The 18,089-nt window shown below is 69.8% G+C and carries 11 protein-coding genes; 4 read left to right on the forward strand and 7 right to left on the reverse strand.

The window, feature by feature from the left end; all coding sequences use genetic code 11:
* Nucleotides 1–381 precede the first annotated feature (381 nt).
* The gene (locus ACGFYP_RS15840) at nt 382–8,304 is read left to right on the forward strand and encodes a ricin-type beta-trefoil lectin domain protein (RefSeq protein WP_393492824.1); all 7,923 of its coding nucleotides are present in this window, start codon (nt 382–384) and stop codon (nt 8,302–8,304) included.
* An 81-nt stretch (nt 8,305–8,385) separates the two neighbouring features.
* Complete coding sequence (locus tag ACGFYP_RS15845; protein WP_393492827.1) at nt 8,386–8,742, forward strand: hypothetical protein; 357 nt, start codon at nt 8,386–8,388, stop codon at nt 8,740–8,742.
* A gap of 90 nt (nt 8,743–8,832) precedes the next feature.
* Here the strand turns inward: ACGFYP_RS15845 and ACGFYP_RS15850 are convergent, their stop codons facing one another.
* The 4 genes from ACGFYP_RS15850 to ACGFYP_RS15865 all read right to left on the reverse strand — a co-directional run bounded on the left by ACGFYP_RS15850 (nt 8,833) and on the right by ACGFYP_RS15865 (nt 12,551).
* On the reverse strand, nt 8,833–9,123 hold the full coding sequence (locus ACGFYP_RS15850) for a deoxyxylulose-5-phosphate synthase (protein WP_393492830.1): 291 nt from the start codon (nt 9,121–9,123) through the stop codon (nt 8,833–8,835).
* A gap of 100 nt (nt 9,124–9,223) precedes the next feature.
* Nucleotides 9,224–10,711, reverse strand: coding sequence for a PTS transporter subunit EIIC (locus ACGFYP_RS15855; RefSeq protein ID WP_393492833.1), 1,488 nt, complete (start codon nt 10,709–10,711; stop codon nt 9,224–9,226).
* A 47-nt stretch (nt 10,712–10,758) separates the two neighbouring features.
* The gene (gene murQ / locus ACGFYP_RS15860) at nt 10,759–11,679 is read right to left on the reverse strand and encodes an N-acetylmuramic acid 6-phosphate etherase (protein WP_393492836.1); all 921 of its coding nucleotides are present in this window, start codon (nt 11,677–11,679) and stop codon (nt 10,759–10,761) included.
* Between the two features lie 23 nt (nt 11,680–11,702).
* A complete protein-coding gene (locus ACGFYP_RS15865) occupies nt 11,703–12,551 on the reverse strand; it encodes a MurR/RpiR family transcriptional regulator (RefSeq protein WP_361960643.1) in 849 nt (282 codons plus the stop codon).
* 299 nt (nt 12,552–12,850) lie between these two features.
* Here ACGFYP_RS15865 and ACGFYP_RS15870 point away from each other — a divergent pair, with 299 nt between their 5' ends.
* Entirely contained in the window at nt 12,851–13,207 is a 357-nt protein-coding gene (locus ACGFYP_RS15870) for a hypothetical protein (RefSeq protein ID WP_393492839.1), read from the forward strand.
* On the forward strand, nt 13,204–13,473 hold the full coding sequence (locus ACGFYP_RS15875; protein WP_361960547.1) for a DUF4031 domain-containing protein: 270 nt from the start codon (nt 13,204–13,206) through the stop codon (nt 13,471–13,473). The genes ACGFYP_RS15870 and ACGFYP_RS15875 overlap by 4 nt, the downstream gene beginning before the upstream one ends.
* A gap of 61 nt (nt 13,474–13,534) precedes the next feature.
* On the opposite strand, the gene ACGFYP_RS15880 is transcribed toward ACGFYP_RS15875, so the two are convergent.
* The 3 genes from ACGFYP_RS15880 to ACGFYP_RS15890 form a co-directional block, all read right to left on the reverse strand.
* Nucleotides 13,535–14,764: a Cmx/CmrA family chloramphenicol efflux MFS transporter gene (locus tag ACGFYP_RS15880; protein ID WP_393493472.1), complete on the reverse strand. Its 1,230-nt coding sequence runs from the start codon at nt 14,762–14,764 to the stop codon at nt 13,535–13,537.
* 229 nt (nt 14,765–14,993) lie between these two features.
* Entirely contained in the window at nt 14,994–17,186 is a 2,193-nt protein-coding gene (locus tag ACGFYP_RS15885) for an FG-GAP repeat domain-containing protein (protein ID WP_393492843.1), read from the reverse strand.
* A gap of 181 nt (nt 17,187–17,367) precedes the next feature.
* A complete protein-coding gene (locus ACGFYP_RS15890) occupies nt 17,368–18,054 on the reverse strand; it encodes a hypothetical protein (RefSeq protein WP_393492846.1) in 687 nt (228 codons plus the stop codon).
* Nucleotides 18,055–18,089: the final 35 nt, after the last annotated feature.

Here is an 18,089-nt window from a genome sequence, read left to right on the forward strand (position 1 = left end):
ACAGATAAGGAAGTTGTGAAGTTGTGATGTGGGGAAAGGGCTTGCGCTCTGAGTGACCACTTCCGCTTCTTGTGCGGCTTTTTGACGACCCATTAGGAACGATGTGCGGCAAATGGGGCGATCCATCCAAAAGATCGTCAGTGGCTTCGTTCGTGAAGGTATGGGCGGTGGCGCAGCTCATACGGCCGGGTTCCGGGGGCCCTCCGCGGATCTTGAATCGCGCGGCGTTCATGACAGAGGGTGCACACGCGTGCGCCTGGAGCAGGCGTGCGTCCTTTGGTGTTTCCGCACCTCATCGGTTGTCTGGGTTTGCCTCAGTGGGAGTCGGCGCGTATGCGTGCTTCAGGTCCGCTGTCATGGCTGGGGCGGGGACGCCCAGCCATGACGGAGTCACAACGACGGCGTCGGCGGCTCGGCCGCACGGCGATCGTCCTTCTGTTGTCCTCGACGTTGTCGGTGACGAGCCTGAGCGCGCAGGCGTGGGCGGCACCGGGCCCCGGCATGAGCAGGGAGGAGGACGCGGCGCAGGTCAAGCTGCCCGAACTGCCCCCGGACGCGCCGCTCGACGGGGATGTCACGGCGCCGAAGGAACTGTCCACGGCCAAGGTCGATCCGGTCGAACCCTATGCGCCGACCGCCCTCACTCCCTGGCAGTCGGGCCTCGGTACCGCCGACCCGGCAGCCGTACCCGTCGGAGAGACGGCCCCGGTCAGCAACGGGCTGCCCGTCGGGATCGGAGTCGCCGAAGGCACGCTGCCGACGGACGTGGACGGTCAGTGGAAGGTCGATCTGGCGCCCCAGTCGACGTCCCAGGAGGCCGGGCTGGCAGGTCTGGTCATGCAGATCACGCCGCCGGCGGACGCCGATCCGAACGGCGAGATCACGCTCAGCGTGGACACCGCCGGCTTCGAGGACCTCTACGGGCCCCGGGCATCCGAACGCTTCGGCATCATGGTCGTGCCCGACTGCGTCTTCTCGGCGCCCACGACCGGCGACTGCGCGGACGGTGGCGGCGGTACGGAGCCGATGTCGGGCGGCGACGCCTCGGACTCGTTCGAGCAGCTGTCCAGTTCGGTGGAGACGGTGCCCGCGTCGGAGGCTCCGACCGGCAGCAGGGTCGCGAAGAACGCTCCGCAGCGTCAGATCGTCACCGGCACCGTGTCCGTGGGCAAGCTGATGGGCGGCGAGGCCGCCCCCGCCCCCACCGGTGCCTCCGCCCCCACCGGTGCCTCCGTCCGTACCGCCGCGCTCCCCGTGGTCAGTGCCTCGGGCAGCTCCACCGTCGCCGTCGGTGACACCGGCGCCTCCCGGTCCGGCGACTTCACGGCCTCGCCGCTGCTGTCCTCCGGCTCCTGGTCGGCGGGCGCCTCGTCGGGCGCCTTCACGTACGCGTACCAGGTGCAGACCCCGGAGACGGCCGGCGGCCTGATGCCGAAGGTCGCCCTCTCGTACTCCTCGCAGTCCGTCGACGGCCGCACCTCGGGCACGAACAACCAGGCCTCGTGGATCGGTGACGGCTGGGACTACAACCCCGGCTCCATCACCCGTACGTACGCCGGCTGCCGCCAGGACTCGAAGAAGGCGGGCTCCAACAACCCCACGCACCGCACTGCGGACCTCTGCTACGGCTCGGAGAACGCCACCCTCTCGCTCGGCGGCACGACCACCGAGCTGGTGTGGGACGCCGGGAAGAGGAAGTGGTTCACCGCCAACGGTGACGGCTCCACGATCGAGCTGAAGAAGGACACCACCCGGGACCCGCGCACCGGCGACGGGAACATCAAGGACGAGGACGGTGAGTACTGGGTCGTCACCACCAAGGACGGCACCAAGTACCACTTCGGCCTGAACAAGCTGCCGGGCTGGACCGACGGCGACCCCTACACGGACTCCGTCCTCGCGGTCCCGGTGTACGGCAACCACGAGAACGAGCCCTGCTACAAGGCCGGCGACTGGAATCACTCCGGCTGCGACCAGGCCTGGCGCTGGAACCTCGACTACGTCGAGGACGTCCACGGCAACGCCATGTCCCTGTGGTGGAAGCGCGACACGAACTACTACGCGCGCAACTTCCAGTGGAACACCCCGGTCCAGTACCACCGTGACGGCTACCTGTCGCACATCGACTACGGCCAGCGCAAGGACAGCATCTTCACGGCCGAGGCCCCGGCCCGGGTCACGTTCGCCGTCGACGAGCGGTGCAAGACCGAGGGATCCCTCACCTGCTCCGAGGCCAACTTCACCTCGAAGGACCCGGGTGCCTACCGGATCTGGTACGACACTCCGGCCGACCTGAACTGCCGTAAGGCCAAGCCCTGCTGGAACGCGGGCCCGACCTTCTGGTCCCGGAAGCGCCTGGCATCGATCACGACGGAGTCCCAGCGCCAGCAGGGCACGACCGTCCGCCAGGAAGTCGACGCCTACACGCTTCACCAGAACTTCCCCGTCCACAGGACGGGTACCAACACCGCCCTGTGGCTGGAGTCGATCCAGCGCACCGGCTTCGGGCCGCAGGGAGACACCGGCGAGAAGACGCCGCTCAACGCGGTGCGTTTCGAGCACAACCCGGAGGACATGCCCAACCGCGTCAAGGACGACGCGGCCCCCGGCTTCTCCCGACTGCGGATCGCGCGTGTCATCAACGAGTACGGCGGCGAGACCGTCGTCACCTACAAGAAGCCGGCCGGCGACTGCGCCGCCGGCACCGGACTGCCCGGCAAGAACGACACGGCCGCGCTCAAGGCCAACAACCGGCTCTGCTATCCGGCGTTCTGGCACCCGGACCCCGAGGTCGAGGACATCGACTGGTTCCACAAGTACGTCGTCGACACCATCGAGGAACTCCCCAACGTCACCGACTCGTACCCGACCACGACGCAGTACGAGTACAAGAACGCCGGCTGGAGGCTCGCCGAGGCGGAGTTCACCAAGAAGTCGACGCGGACGTACTCCCAGTTCGCGGGTGTCGAGCAGACCACGACGATCACCGGTGCGGACAAGAACGTCACCGACAACGGCGAGGGTTCGGGGGACTCCCCGGCCACCAACAACCCCAAGACCAAGTCCGTGGTCCGATACTTCCGCGGTATGGGCAGCACCGTCCCGGTCAAGGACATCCACGGCCAGGAGATAGCCAAGGACGAGGAGCCCTTCGCCGGCCGCATCGCCGAGGAGCTCACCTACGCCGACGCGGCCGACGCGGACACGGACTGGCTGACCCGCTCGATCACCGTCCCCGACGCCGTCGAACTCGCCAAGCGTGACCGCGACGACGGCCTGAGCGACCTCAAGTCCTGGCGCGTCACCGAGCCGCGGACCCTGTCGTACACCAAGTCCTCGGGCACGGGCGACGACAAGCGCCCCGAGCGGATCGTCGAGACGAAGACGATGTACGAGCCGACCTACGGCTTGCCCACTCTGGTCGAGTTCCTCGGAGACACCGGCAGGACCGGCGACGAGAGCTGCTCGAAGCTCGAGTACGTGCACGAGATCGACAAGAACATCATCGGTCTCACCAAGCAGGCTCTGACGTCGCCCTCTCTGTGCGGGAACGCCGACTTCGGCGATCTGAAGTCCCTGAGCGGCGGCACGCGCACGGCGTACGACGGTGCCGCCTACGGTGCGGCGCTCGCCAGCACCACGCGCGGCCTGGCCACCGAGTCCTGGTCGCTGAACGGCGAGGGCACCGGCTTCCAGACCAACGGCACGACCGGTTTCGACGCCGTCGGCCGAGTCATCCGCAAGACCGACCCGGACCAGAAGTCCTCCACGATCACCTACGAGCCGTCCAACGGCCAGGTCTTCAAGGTCACCGAGCGCAACTCCCTGGGACACGAGCAGATCCAGGAGCTGGAGCCGGGCCGGTCCGTGGGCGTCAAGACCACGGACCTCAACGGCCGGGTCAGCCAGGCGGAGTACGACCCGCTGGGCCGGCTCTCCAAGGCGTGGGGCCCGGGCCGTACGCCGACGGCGGTGCCGGACTTCAGGGCCGTGTACACCATTCCTGAGGAGGAGCCCCACCCGGACGACCCGACCCACACGATCCGTAAGCCTCCGTACGTCACCACGTACGCACGCGGCCAGAAGGACCGGATCGAGACGTCCGTCACCATCTACGACGGCCTCGGCCGGGAGCGGCAGACGCAGGAGGAGGCGACCGGCGGTCGCGGCCACCTCATCACGGACACGCTGTACAACAGCGCGGGTGAGGTCTACCAGACCAACAACGCCTATCTCACGCACAAGGCCAAGCCGGGCGAGCTGTTCACCCCGGACGCCGACACGGCCGTCCCCAACACCACGAAGTACACGTACGACGGCCTGGGCCGCGTGGTGCAGGAGACCCCGTGGCTCAAGTACGAGGCTCCGGGGTCCGAGGGAGCCACGTCGAAGGCGTTCCCGGAGCGGGCGACCCGCTACGAGTACGGTCAGGACTGGTCGAAGGTCGTCAACCCGCAGGGCGCGGCGTCCTACCGGATCTACACCGACGCGCTGGGCCGCACGTCCCGCGTGGACACCTTCAACCCGGCTGCTCCCGGCGGGTTCACGTCGATGAAGTACGAGTACGACAGCCGCGGCCAGCTGGTGAAGGCGGTCAACTCCGCCGACCAGAACCACCCGTACTCCTGGACCTATGACCACCGCGGCCGGATGGACTCGTCCACCGACCCGAACTCGGGCACCAGCAGCACGAAGTACGACCACCGCGACCGGCCGGTGACCGTCACCAACGCACGCGGCAAGACCGTGTGGAACGGCTATGACGAGCTGTCCCGGCCGATCCAGCAGAAGCTGGGCGGTTCCGACGGCACGCTCCTGTCGGAGTACACGTACGACACCGTCGCGGGCGCCAAGGGTCTGCCGGCCAGTGTCACCCGCTACACCGACGGCCTGCCGTACAAGCAGCAGGTCAACGGCTACGACAAGGACTACCAGCCGACCTCGACGACGCTGAGCCTGCCTCAGTCGATCGCCGACACCTGGGGTCTGCAGAGCTCGTACACGTACGGCTACCAGTACTCCGACACCGGGCAGCTGGAAGAGGCCTCGCTCCCCGCGGTCGGCTCTCTCGCCGCCGAGAAGCTCGTCGTCCGCTACAACAAGGACGGCCTGCCGCTCTCGATCTCCGGCAAGGACTGGTACGGCTCGGAGACGGTCTACTCGCCGTACGGCCAGGTCATGCGCTCGACCCTGGGCGCGCAGCCGTACCGGGTGTGGACGCAGAACACCTTCGACGAGGCCAGCGGTGAGCTGAAGGACCAGTACGCCTACCGCGAGAACACCGGGGACACGTCCCTGGTCGGCGGCAACCTGGTCTCGCACCGCTCGTACACCTACGACCCGGCGGGCAACGTCACCGGGATCAAGGAGCACTCCACCGGGATCGACGAGCGCCAGTGCTTCTCGTACGACCCGCTGGGCCAGCTGAAGCAGGCGTGGACCGACAAGGGTGCGACTTCGTGTTCCGCCGGTCCGAAGAACACCGACGGCACGATCAACGCCGTCGCGGGCACGGACGGCTCCGGGTACTGGCAGGAGTACGAGTACGACCTGCTCGGCAACCGCACCAAGCTGACCGAGAAGGACCTCGGCGGCGTCACGGCGAAGGACGCCGAGACGACGTACACCTACGGCAAGGCGGACGGCAGCCAGCCGAGCACGCTGACCAAGGTGTCGAAGAAGTACACGACGCCGGCCGGTGCCGCCGTGAAGGCGGAGGCGACTCGGCTGTACGAGCTGACCGGCGAGACCAAGACGGTCACCTCGATCGAGAACGGCGACAAGCAGGAGCTGTTCTGGACCCACGACGGCCAGATCGACCGGATCACGGGCCAGGGCAGCGGCGGCAAGACGCCGTACGTCGGGCTCGCGGACAAGTGCCTGGACCTCAGGTCCGGACGCGCCGCGGCCGGGCAGGCCATCCAGCTGTACGTCTGCAACGCCTCGGGGGCGCAGAACTTCCGGTTCACCCCCAAGCCCGCTCCGAGAGAGGGGGCTCAGCCCGACCCGAACGTGGGCACCCTGTCGGTGCAGGACACCTGGTGTGTCCGGCCGGTGGCGAACACGGCCGGCTCGGAGGTGCAGGTCCAGAAGTGTGACGGTCTGCCCGCGCAGGAGCTGCGCCGTAACGCGTCCGGACAGCTGACGCACGTCGCGTCCGGTCTGTGCCTGGCGGTCAAGGACGGGCTCAGCGCCAACAGCACGCCGGTCGTGCTCGCGACCTGCAACGGGACCTCCGCGGCCCAGCTGTGGGCGGCGCAGAACGACACCCGTCACATCTACGGCCCCGATGGCGGTCGACTGCTGACCATCACGGGCAAGCAGGCCACGCTCCACCTGGGCGAGGCCGAGGTGATCGCCCAGCGCGGCGGCGTCCTCGTCAGCACTCAGCGCACCTACGCCGCCCCGGGTGGTGCGGTGGTGCGCGTCGCGTACGGCACCGGCGGGTCAAGGCTCCGCGCGGTGACGATGGACCACCAGGGAACTCCGTACGCGGAGGTCGGGCTCTTCGACAAGCAGCCGGTACTGATCCGCAAGCAGGACCCGTTCGGCAACAACCGGGGCATCGACAAGGCGTCGGCCAGCATCGAGACGCACAAGGGTTTCCTGGGCAAGACCGAGGAATCGGCGTCCGGCTACACGCCGCTCGGCGCCCGTCTGTACGACCCGGTGGTCGGCCGCTTCCTGTCCGTCGACCCGGTGCTCGACCTGAACGACCCGCTGCAGTCGAACGGGTACGCGTACGCGCACAACAATCCGGTGACGCACTCTGATCCGACGGGCCTTGCCATCTCCCTGACCGCTTCCGAGCGGGCGGCGGCGTTGGCGGGTGCGGGGTTGAGCGCGGCGGAGGTCGCGCAGGCGCAGGCGACTATGGGCAAGTCGCTGAGCTCGGTGATCCTCGCCGCTTCTTGGAGCGTGCTGAAGGAAGTCATCGGCCTCAACGACGCCCTGGCCTGCTTCGGCGGCGACCTGTGGGGCTGCGGTTCCCTCATCATCGGGAACCTCGGGCTCGGCAAGCTCATGAAGTTGCCGTCCATCGTGAAGGCGATCGACCGCACGGTCGGCGCGATCATGGCCTTCCGTGCGGCGAAGAAGGCGGCCGAGATCGTCCTCAAGGCCGCGAGGGCGGCCGAGACGGCGGCGCTCAACGCCAAGAAGGCGGCGATCGAGAAGGCCAAGAAGGCCGCGCAAGCGGCCAAGAAGAAGCCGCCGGAGAAGGTCAACACCACAAGCAACAAGGCGGTCAACAACTCCAAGAAGACCGGCAACCCGGTCCAGAAGCAGGCCCAGGCCAAGGCGGCCCCGAAGTCCTCGTCGGCGGCCGGCTCGGGCAAGGGCGGCGGCAAGGTCAGCACGTCCAAGGCCGGCGGCAACTCGGGCGGCTCGTCCCGCAGCAACGGCGGCTCTTCCGGCGGCTCCTGCAAGAGGGCGGACAACAGCTTCGTGCCTGGCACGAAGGTCCTCATGGCGGACGGCTCGACCAAGCCGATCGAGCAGGTCAAGACCGGCGACAAGGTCGTGGCGACCGACCCGAAGACGGGCGAGACCCGCGTCGAGACGGTCACGGCCGAGATCACGGGCCAGGGGCTCAAGCACCTGGTCAAGGTCACGATCGACGTCGATGGCGCGGCCGGCACCAAGACGGCCGACATCACGGCGACGGACGGCCACCCCTTCTGGGTCCCGGACCTGGGCAAGTGGCTCGAAGCGACGGACCTGAAGCCGGGCCAGTGGCTCCGGACGAGCGCGGGCACGCACGTCCAGATCTCGGCGGTCGAACGCTGGACGGCGCAGAACGCGACGGTCCACAACCTGACCGTGTCCGATGTCCACACGTACTATGTGCTGGCTGGTCACTCGCCCCTGCTCGTCCACAACTGTGGTGGGGAAGTTCCCTACAACAGTGATGAGCTGAGCAGCGCCGCGTATCAAGCACGGGTCGACGGTGGGTTCCCCGCTGGGCCTTATCTTGAGCGCCCCGGGCCGAACGTCGCAGTGGCGAGGGTCGAGGGCCATGACGGGCTGATCGTTGGCTTCAGCCAGGGTGACGGCTACCACTCCGAAGACCACATCATCGACCAGATAAAGGCCTTGCAGGCGAACGGGAACAACATCGGGAGCATTACGCACCTCTATAGTGAGCGGCAACCCTGTCCCGTGTGTGCAGGTAAGCTCCCTGCCTTTATGAGCCCGAATGCACGAATTACCTGGTCCGTTCCATGGGGAAGTAATAAGTTGATCAACTCGGTGGCGAACGACATGCTTGCAGGCATGATCCGCCGGGCAAGCGGAGGCAGGTGAGGGTGGGGCTCGGGGCCGGATGATCGGCCCCGAGCCCCAGTCGTATTCGGAATCGCTAGGGCCGTGCCCTAGGATTTGTGTGTGAACGAAAATGCGCTCGAAACCAAAGTGGCGCGCGAGTTGCGTATCGCCGGTCTCTTCCCCTCGTCGTTCTCCGAGCCACGTCCTGGCGGCTTCGGGCTTCAGTCGGAAGGTGCCAAAGTCGCAGTTGTGTGGGTTCCTTCAGGCGAGCTGACGGAGGTGGCGTTCAAACGCCTTGGCGCCGGTGACGCTGAGCATCCCTCGGTTCTCCATATGGGCGAGGTGAAGCTGGCGATGGGGCATGCCATTGTTCAGATCCTCCGCTCTGCAGGTCTGAATGCCGATATGAGCGCCGACGAGTTTTCGCCTGGGATCGTGGAGGTCACTGACCTGGCACCTCCCGGACCCGTTAAGTGACGCCGATCGATCTCGACTTCATGCGGGTCTTCGCCGCGCACAGGCGGGGGCCTCGTCTGCCCGTACGGAACTGAGGACTGCCGGCGGGCTTCAGCGGGCGGGGCGGCGGGCCGCCAGCCAGGTGCGGGCCTCGCGGAGTTCGCGGGGGCGGTAGCCCGGGCCGCCGCAGCAGGACTTGTGGAAGCCGACGCCGGCGTTGAGGAGCAGCGTGAGGGTCCGCCAGGCGGCCTTGTCACGGCGGGGCGGGGTGGCGAAGGCGGAACCGGCGTGGATCATCACGCGCGCACACCGCGGACACCGTCGCTCACGATCGCTGCCGTACGGCTGCTTGTACGAGGCGCGGCACGGCAGGCAGACGTAGGAGGTCTTGGCGTGGCCCATGGGGGGCAGCGTAGGGCTACGGGGGACGGGGTCGCCACGGAGTTCGGCCGCCCCCGGCTTCGTGCCGGGGGCGGCCCTTCGTTTTGTACCGGCTCCCGCGTCAGACCTTCAGCGGCTGCGGTTCCGGAGTCGTCGTGGTCGGGGGCGTGGTGCCGCCTGCCGCCACCGGGGTCTCCACCGGGGCCTCCGCCGGGTCCGTGTTCACGTTGTGTTCCTCCAGGAGGCGGGGGCTGAAGCCCCAGAAGTAGGTGGCTACGAAGCCGACCGCGTAGCCGGTCAGGAGGCCCGTCGCGTAGATCGCGATCGTTTCGGCCAGGCCCTTGTTGCCGTCGAGGAGGGGGAAGAGGGCCCAGCCCGAGGGGCCGATCGCGGTGGAGCCGACCTTGTCGCCCAGCATGTTGAAGAGGCCGACGAAGCCGCCGCCGAACGCGCCGCCGACGCAGGCCGTGACGAAGGGGCGGCCCAGGGGGAGGGAGACGCCGTAGATCAGGGGCTCGCCCACGCCCAGGAAGCCGGCCGGGAGGGCGGACTTGATGGTGCGGCGGATGGAGCCGTTGCGGGGGAGCTTCATGTACACCGCCATCGCCGCGCCCACCTGGCCCGCGCCCGCCATCGCCAGGATCGGGAGCAGGACCGTGAAGCCCTGCTGCTCGATCAATGTCGTGTGGATCGGGATCAGCGCCTGGTGCAGGCCCAGCATGACAAGCGGCAGGAACAGGCCGCCCAGGACGAAGCCCGCGCCCGTGCCGGCGTTCGCCAGGAGCCAGTTGGCGAAGTCGCCGATCGCGGTCGAGATCTCACCCGCCACGAACATCAGGCCGAAGATCGTGACCAGGCCCGAGACCAGGACCGTGAGCGTCGGGGTCACCAGGACGTCCAGCGACTCCGGTACCCAGCGGCGGCACCACTTCTCCACGTACACCGCCAGTACCGCCGCGCCCAGTGCGCCCAGGACGCCCCCTTGGCCGGGAGACAGCGTCTGGCCGAACGCGTCGATCTTCGCCACCCCCGGGAAGACGATGATCGCCGCCACCGCGCCGCCCAGGATCGGCGTACCGCCGAACTCCTTCGCCGTGTTGAAGCCCACGAACACCGCGATCAGGGCCATGAAGCCGCTTGCCATCGCTGCGAGGGCCGGAGTCACGGCGGGCAGCCAGCCCAGGTTGATCAGGAGGCCGTTCAGGCCCGCGATGATGCCGCAGCCGATCAGCGCCGGGATCAGGGGGACGAAGATGTTCGCGATCTTGCGGAGGAACAGCTTGAAGGGGGTGGAGTTGCGCGCCTTCTGTGCCGCCTTGATCGCCGCGCCCCGTTCGGCCAGATCAGGTACCTCCGCCACCAGCGCCTCGAACTCCGGCGTCACCCGCGCGACCGTGCCCGGGCCGAGGACGATCTGGTACGTGTCGTCCTCCACCACACCCATCACGGACGGCAGCGCCCGCAGGGCGTCGTCCTGGACGAGGGAGCGGTCCCGAAGGCCCAGCCGGAGCCGGGTCATGCAGTGGGCCACGGAGCTGATGTTCTCGGCCCCGCCGACGAGGGGGAGGATCGCGGCGGCGATGGCGCGGTTCTTGTCGACTGTGCTCATGTGCGGTCGTGCCTTGCTGTGGGGGGAGGGGGAGGAAGCGGTGTCAGTCAGGGAGTCAGTGCGGCTCGGAGGTGGCCCCGCGCGTCGTGGAGTCGCTGGTCGGCCGTCTTGGCATCGATGTCGGCCAGGATCATCAGGATCGCGGTCTTCACTTCGCCGTCGGCCTCCGCGAGCGCCGTCTCGATCTGCGCGTCCGGCGCTCCCGTGGCGAGGGCGACGATCCGGCGCGAGCGCGCCTGCAGCTTGTCGTTGGAGGCGCGGACGTCGACCATCAGGTTTCCGTACGTCTTGCCCAGCCGGATCATCGTGATCGTCGAGATCATGTTGAGGACCAGTTTTTGGGCCGTGCCCGCCTTCAACCGCGTGGAGCCGGTGAGGAGTTCGGGGCCCGTGACCACCTCGATGCCGTGCTCGGCCGCCGTCGCGAGGCCGCTGTCCGCGTTGCAGGACAGGCCGATCGTCAACGCGCCCTTCGCCCGGGCGTGTTCGACCGCCCCGATGGCGTACGGGGTACGGCCCGAGGCGGAGATCCCCACCACCGTGTCGTCCGGGGTGAGGGCGAGTCCGTCGAGGTCGGCGGCCGCGAGTTCGCGCGAGTCCTCCGCGCCCTCCACCGCCTTCACCATCGCCGAAGGGCCGCCCGCGATCAGGCCGACGACCTCCGAGGGGTCGGTGTTGAACGTGGGCGGGCACTCGCTCGCGTCGAGGACGCCGAGCCGGCCGGCGGTGCCCGCGCCCGCGTAGATCAGTCGGCCGCCGCGCGCCATGCGGTCGGCGGTGGCGTCGATGGCGGCGGCGATGAGCGGCAGTTGCGCGGCGACGGCGGCGGGGACGGTCTGGTCCTCGGCGTTCATCGTCCGGGCGATGTCGAGGGTCGGGAGCTGGTCGATCTCCGCGAGCTCGGGTCGGAACGCCTCGGTGGTGAGGGTGGCCAGCTGGGCGCGCAGTTCGGAGTACGTAGCAGACACGTGCGGCTCTTTCGGGGCTCTGGTCAGCGGGTGCGGGGGGAGTGGCGGTGGGCGAGGGCTTCGTACGAGGCCGCGAGGGCAGGGGCCGCCGTCTCGTACGTACGTTGCGTGACGCAGGTGAACAGGCAGTCCACGACCAGGAGTTGGCTGGTGCGGGACGACATGGCCGCGGGGCGCAGTTCGCTCTCGCGGGCGGTGGAGGTGGTCAGGATGTGGTCGGCGTACTGCGTCACCGGCCCGTCCGGGCGGCCGGTGATCGCGACCGTGGTGGCGCCGTGGTCGAAGGCGACGCGGAGGGGTTCTATGACGTCGCCGGTCGAGCCCGAGTGCGTGATCGCGATGGCGACGTCGCCGGAGCGGAGCTGCACGGCGTTGGTGACGGCGAGGTGCGGGTCGCTGTGCGCGTGGGCGAGGAGGCCGATGCGCAGGAGCTTCTGGACGAGGTCCTGGGCGACGAGGCCGGAGGCGCCGACACCGTAGATGTCGATGCGGCGGGCGGCGGCGAGGGCGGCGACGGCGGCGCCGAGCTGGACGGTGTCCAGTCCTGCGGCGGTGTCGGCGAGGGTCTGCTGCTCGTCGTAGGCGAGCTTGGCGACGACGTCGGCGATCGGGTCGTCCACGGCGATGTCGGCGGTGACCGCGGGCGCGCGGCCGGACTGCTGCTGGGCGGCGAGGCCGGCGAGGGCGAGGCGCAGGTCGCGGTAGCCGGGGTAGCCGAGGAGGCGGGCGGTGCGGACGACGGTCGCCTCGCTGGTGCCGGTGAGCTCGGCGAGACCGGTGACGGTGAGGGCGGCGCAGCCGGCCGGGTCGCCCGCGACGGCCTCGGCGACGCGCTGCATGGACCGGGTCATGGACGGCGCGAGGGTCCGCACCTTGGCCGCGAGCGCGGCGGGGGCGGGCGGGGCGGCGTCGGCGGGGCCGTGGCCCTGACCCGAGGCGGGTGCCGAGGCGGGTGCCGAGGCGGCGGACGCGGCGGAGGGCGGCGCGGAGGACCGGGCCCCGGGCGCGGGCACCTGGCCGCTGAAACTTTCCTTCACGTCATTGGTCACATCTGAAAGATATTTTCGGACGCGGGGACCGTCAAGACCCCCTGAGACCCCTTCCGTCCCGGGACGGTCCCGGATGCGGGAGGGACCTTCGCCCCTGAGGCTTGTCGGGTGACAATGTGTGCATGGACGACATCGACCCGCTGGAGCAGGCGCTGCACGCCGCCCGAGCCCTGGTCCTCGCCGATCTCGCGGCGCGCGACGTGGCCGCCGCCGAGGTCGTGTCAATGGTCGAGGACGCCGTCACCCACCGGCGCTGGTGGGTCGAGCAGTGGCCCGAGGGCATCACGTACGTCGCCGGCCTCGTCGCCCAGGACGTCCAGGACGCCCTTCTGGAGCGGTACGGCCGCTGGCCCCTCTGCCCGGTCTGCTCCGCGGGCGACCCGCACGCCCTGGACGTCGAACCCGAACTCGGCCCTGACCCGCACTGGGTCTGCGGCAAGGCCGGCGTGGTCGTCGCCCCGGTGGGCGGCCTGAAGTGACCCTCTACATCGACCCGCCGACCTGGCCCGGCCACGGCCGCATGTGGTCCCACCTGGTCAGCGACGTCTCCCACGACGAGCTCCACGCCTTCGCCGCCACGATCGGCGCCCCGCCCCGCGCCTTCGAGCGCGACCACTACGACATCCCTTCGGACCGCTACGCGGACGCGGTGGCGGCGGGCGCGGTCGAGGTCGGCTCGAAGGAACTCGTCCGCCTGATCACGGAGGCGGGGCTACGGCGGCCCAAGGGACGTCCGGTGCCGTGACCAGCCCCTAGGGGCTGGTCACGGCAGATCAGGGTCGCGCCCGTGATCCGCCGGACAGGCCCTAGCGGGAGGTCAGCGTCTGCTCGGCCTGGGGCCCGGAGGCTACGGATGTCGCGGACCGCGCGGACGAAGCCACCACGCGTGAGCGCGACTTGTGCAGGCTGAGCGAGACCGTGACCGCCCCCAGGGCCACCACCGTCATCGCCGCGCCCGCCCAGGCCGTCGAGGCGAAGCCGAGGCCGGCGTCGATCGTCGTGCCGCCGAGCCAGGGGCCCGACGTGTTGCCCAGGTTGAAGGCGGCCGTCGTCGTTGCGCCCGCCAGGGTCGGGGCGGCGCCGGCCACGTTGAACATCCGGGCGTTGAGGGCGGGGGCCGTGTAGAAGGCCGAGACGCCGAGGAGGAAGGAGAGGGTGATCACGGCGACCGGGCTCGAGGCGAAGAGGGCCAGGGCGACCAGGAAGACCGTCGAGGCCGTGATGCCGCTGAGCAGGACCCCGAAGAGGTGGGCGTCCGCGACCCGGCCGCCGATCGTCGTACCGATCAGCGCGCCGATGCCGAAGAGGCCGAGGATCCCGGAGACCCAGCGCGCGTCGATCCCCGCCACGTCCGTGATGACCGGTGCGAGGTACGAGAACGCGCAGAAGACGCCGCCCGCCGCGAGCGCCGTGATCACGATCGACAGCAGCACCTGGCGGTCCCGGTAGATCCCCAGCTCCCGCTTGAGGCGCGGCTTCGTCTCGGGGAGCGGAATGTGGGGGATCCGGGTGACCACGCCCACCAGCGCGATCGCGGACGCGACGCCGACCGCCCAGAACGCCGCCCGCCAGCCGAGGTGCTCGCCGAGGAAGGCGCCCGCAGGGACGCCGAGGACGTTGGCGATCGAGAGGCCGCCGATCATGACCGCCATCGCCCGCGCCCGTGACGAAACCGGCACCATCGCGATGGCCACGGCCGCCCCGACCGCCCAGAAGCCGGCGCACGCGAGCGCGCTCAGGACGCGTGAGGCGAAGAGGACCGCGTAGTTCGGCGCCAGGGCTCCCGCGACCTGGCCGAGGCCGAAGACGGTGATCAGGGTGACGAGCGTCGTCTTGCGGGGGAGCCGGAGGGTCGCGACGGCAAGCAGCGGGGCGCCGACGACCATGCCGATCGCGAAGGCCGAGATGAGCAGACCCGCCCGGGGTATGGAGACGTTCATGTCCTCCGCGATGGGCGGGAGCAGGCCCGACAGCATGAACTCGCTCGTCCCGAGCGCGAAGACGGAGAGGCCGAGGATGTAGACGGCCAGCGGCATGCGGGTGCGGACGGGAGCGGTGGAGGGTGCGGCCTCGGGTGCGGTGGGCTCGGCGGAGGTTGACGGCATGACATGCGTCAACCCGCAGGTCACCCCTGTCATTCCCGCGGGGCGGTGTGTCTCGCGATACGGACGACGACGCCGGCCCCGCCCCCGTAGGGGTGGGACCGGCGCCAGGTGGTCCCGGAATCAGTCAGGTGGTTCCGGGATCAGTCAGGTGGTCCCGGAATCAGAAGACGAGGTTGCCCGCGTCGCTCGCCCAGGGCAGGGAGGCCGAAAGACCGCCGCGCAGCGGAGCGCGCCAGTCGCCCGTACCCCGGTAGAACTTCTGCGACGACGAGTTCGTCGCCACGAGGTCCGGGCGGCCGTCCCGGTCGCCGTCGCCGATGCCGACGAGCTGGCTGAACGCGCCCCAGCCCGCGCCGACCTTCGTACGCGCCGCGAACGTGCCGTCGCCCTTGCCCAGGTACTGCCAGAGGACACCGGCCTTGTCCCGGGCGAACAGGTCGCCCGCCGGCCCGCCCGCGATGTCGCCGACGGCCACGAGGTCGTTGTAGATCCCCCAGCCGCTGCCGATCTTCGTCCGTCCGGAGAACGGGGCGGTGGCGGAGCCGGTGCTCTTGTAGAGCCAGAGGGCGCCGGCCTTGTCGGTGGCGACCAGGTCGGGGCGCCCGTCCCCGTTCAGGTCGCCGCCGGCCGCGATCTTGTCGTAGATCTGCCAGCCGGTGCCGACCTTCACCCGGGTGGCGAAGCCGCCCCGGCCGTTGCCCTGGTAGAGCCAGAGCACGCCGGCCTTGTCCCGGGCGACGAGGTCGCCGACGGCGGAGCCGCCGAGGTTGCCCGTCGCCTCGATCTTGTCGTAGATGTTCCAGCCCGCGCCGAGCAGCTCACGCGACTGGGACGTGAGCTGGCTGACCTGCTTGTCGTAGAAGGTGTCGCTCCGCCACAGCCGGCCGGAGGCGTCGCGGAAGAGGACGTCCGGGCTGCCGTTGTCGTCGAAGTCGTGCGGGGCGGTCTTGCGGACGACCTTGAACGTGCCGGAGGTGCTCGTGGACGGGCCGATGCCGTTGAGCGGCTTCAGGGTCATCTGCCAGGTGTAGTCACCGTTGTACGCGCTGGTGAAGCCCGGTCCGATCCGGCCGTCCCAGTCGACCGTCACGCTCGGGGTGTACGGGTGGCTCCGGACGAACTCGCGGGTCTGTCCGGTCCGGACGTGGCGCAGGGTGATCGCCGCTTCGACGCTGGTCCGGGAGACCTGCCAGGTGAAGCCGGCCCTTCCGTCGTTCTTGTCGAGGTCGACGGTGGCGGGGATGTCGTTGGTGCCGATGACGACGTGGGTGGGCTCGCCGGTGGTCGCCACCAGGGTGACCGCCGGAGCGGCGCCGGCCTCGCCGGGCACGATCTTGTAGAGGCCCTCGCCCTGGGCGACGGTGCCGCCTCGGACGTACAGGCCGTCGGGGGCGGCGGCGGACGACGTCAGGTGGTCGAGCAGCTTCACCTTCGTCTTCGTGGCCGGGTCGTAGGCCGTGACGGCGTACAGCGGGTTCGTGTCGGCGTTGGAGATGCCGCCCGCCTCGCCGTACACCACCCATCCGCCGACCAGGTCGATCCGGAGGTCGCTCGCGTACGCGTCCTCGACCGGGACCTCCTGGACCGTGCCCGTGGCGCGGTCCAGGACGAAGATCGCCGGCCGGTCGGAGTCGTCGCCCTCCGTCCACGCGACGTGGGTCTCCGAGACGGCGACGTCGCCGTTGACGGAGCCCGGCGTGCGCTCGCGGATCTCGGCGACGGCGCCGGTGGCGAGGTCGATCAGACCCCACTGCTTCACAGAGCCGACGGTGAAGGTGACGAGGGCGTCCTCGGGGGTGCCCGGGCCGACGTAGACGGAGGTCGCGCCGGCCGGGAGGCCGGTCACGGTCACCGCGCCACCGTCCGTGGCGTGCCGGTGCATCCGCAGCGTCGTGCCGTCCGTGGCCCTCGTGAACACCGCGTTCGCCGCGGAGCCGGCGTACTCGGCTCCCGTGACGCCCCCGACCGGGACTTCGAGCACCGACATGGTGCTCAGGTTCCGGAGCGTGAGCTTGTAGTGCTGGTCGAAGACCAGGTAGTCCGTGGTCCGCGAGGACCGCAGGTAGGTGCTCCAGTTGTAGACCTGCGAGGAGTCGCCCGTGTAGCGCGTCCAGCGCTTGTCGAAGGTCCCCTCGCCTTGCGAGAAGAAACCGGTCAGGCCGGCCTCCGCAAGCCTGGCGCCCTTCGGGAACGGGATCGGGGCCGAAGCGTCCGCCCTCGAAGCCGCCCCGGCGTTCGCCGCGTCGGCGGCGGTCGCCGGGAGGGCGGTCAGCGTGCCCGCGCCGAGCGTGACGGCGAGAACGGTGGTGGCGGCGGCCAGGAGCCGACGCCGGGTCGAGCGAGCGTGGGGCACGTGCGGGTTCTCCCTCAGATGCGCAGAAGTGTGCGGGCGCACCAGGCGCCACCTGATGGGACTCACGAAACAGCGAAAAGTTGTACGAGGACCGGAAGTTCTCTCGTCACGCCTCGGTCTTTTCGTCAGGCCTCGGTTGTTCCGTCAGGCCTCGGTTCTTCGTCAGGCCTCGGTCCTTCCGTCAGGCCTCGAGCCCCGCCAGCTCCCCCTCCAGGTTCCGCCGCGCCCGCGTCTCCCAGGCCGCCGCCCCGTACGGCGTGCGGAACAGCCGTGGCAGGGCGAGGAGTTGGCGGAGGACCGCCGCCCGGCCCTGGCGGAAGGCCTCGTCCGGGACGAAGGCGTACTCCTCGCGGACCGCCCGCACATACCCCCCGTACGTATCCTGGTCCGTCGCCAGGATCGCCAGGTCCGCGTCGCACAGGAGCTCGCCGTTGATGTCGCCCTCCGCCGGGTCGTGCGTGACCGTCAGGCGGACCAGGCGGGCCACCTCCGCGACCTCGTGCGCGGTCAGGCCGGCCTCCGTCAGGGCCTTCTCGGCCAGGGTCGCCGAGCGTTCCTCGTTCTCGGAGCGGTCCGGGCGGTAGACCGCGTCGTGGAACCAGGCGGCCAGGCGTACGAGCTCCAACTCCCCGCCCTCGCCGCCCTGGTCGGTCAGCTCGTCGATGCGGTCGAGGACCGCCCGCAGGTGGTCGACCGTGTGGTACCTGCGGTGCGGCTCGGCCCAGCGGGCCAGCAGGTTCCGGCCGTACGGCTCCGGGTCCGGGTGGCCCGGGTCCCCGTGGCCCGAGCGGGCGGTCAGCAGGGTCGCGTTCCAGCGCGCGAGGAGTGCGGGGAGTCCGGCGGGTGCGGCGTCCACATCTGCGGTCATGGGGGAATCATCCCCCGAATCCTCGGTCTTACATA

It is taken from the genome of Streptomyces sp. NPDC048370 (assembly GCF_043200825.1).
Taxonomy (GTDB): Bacteria; Actinomycetota; Actinomycetes; order Streptomycetales; family Streptomycetaceae; genus Streptomyces.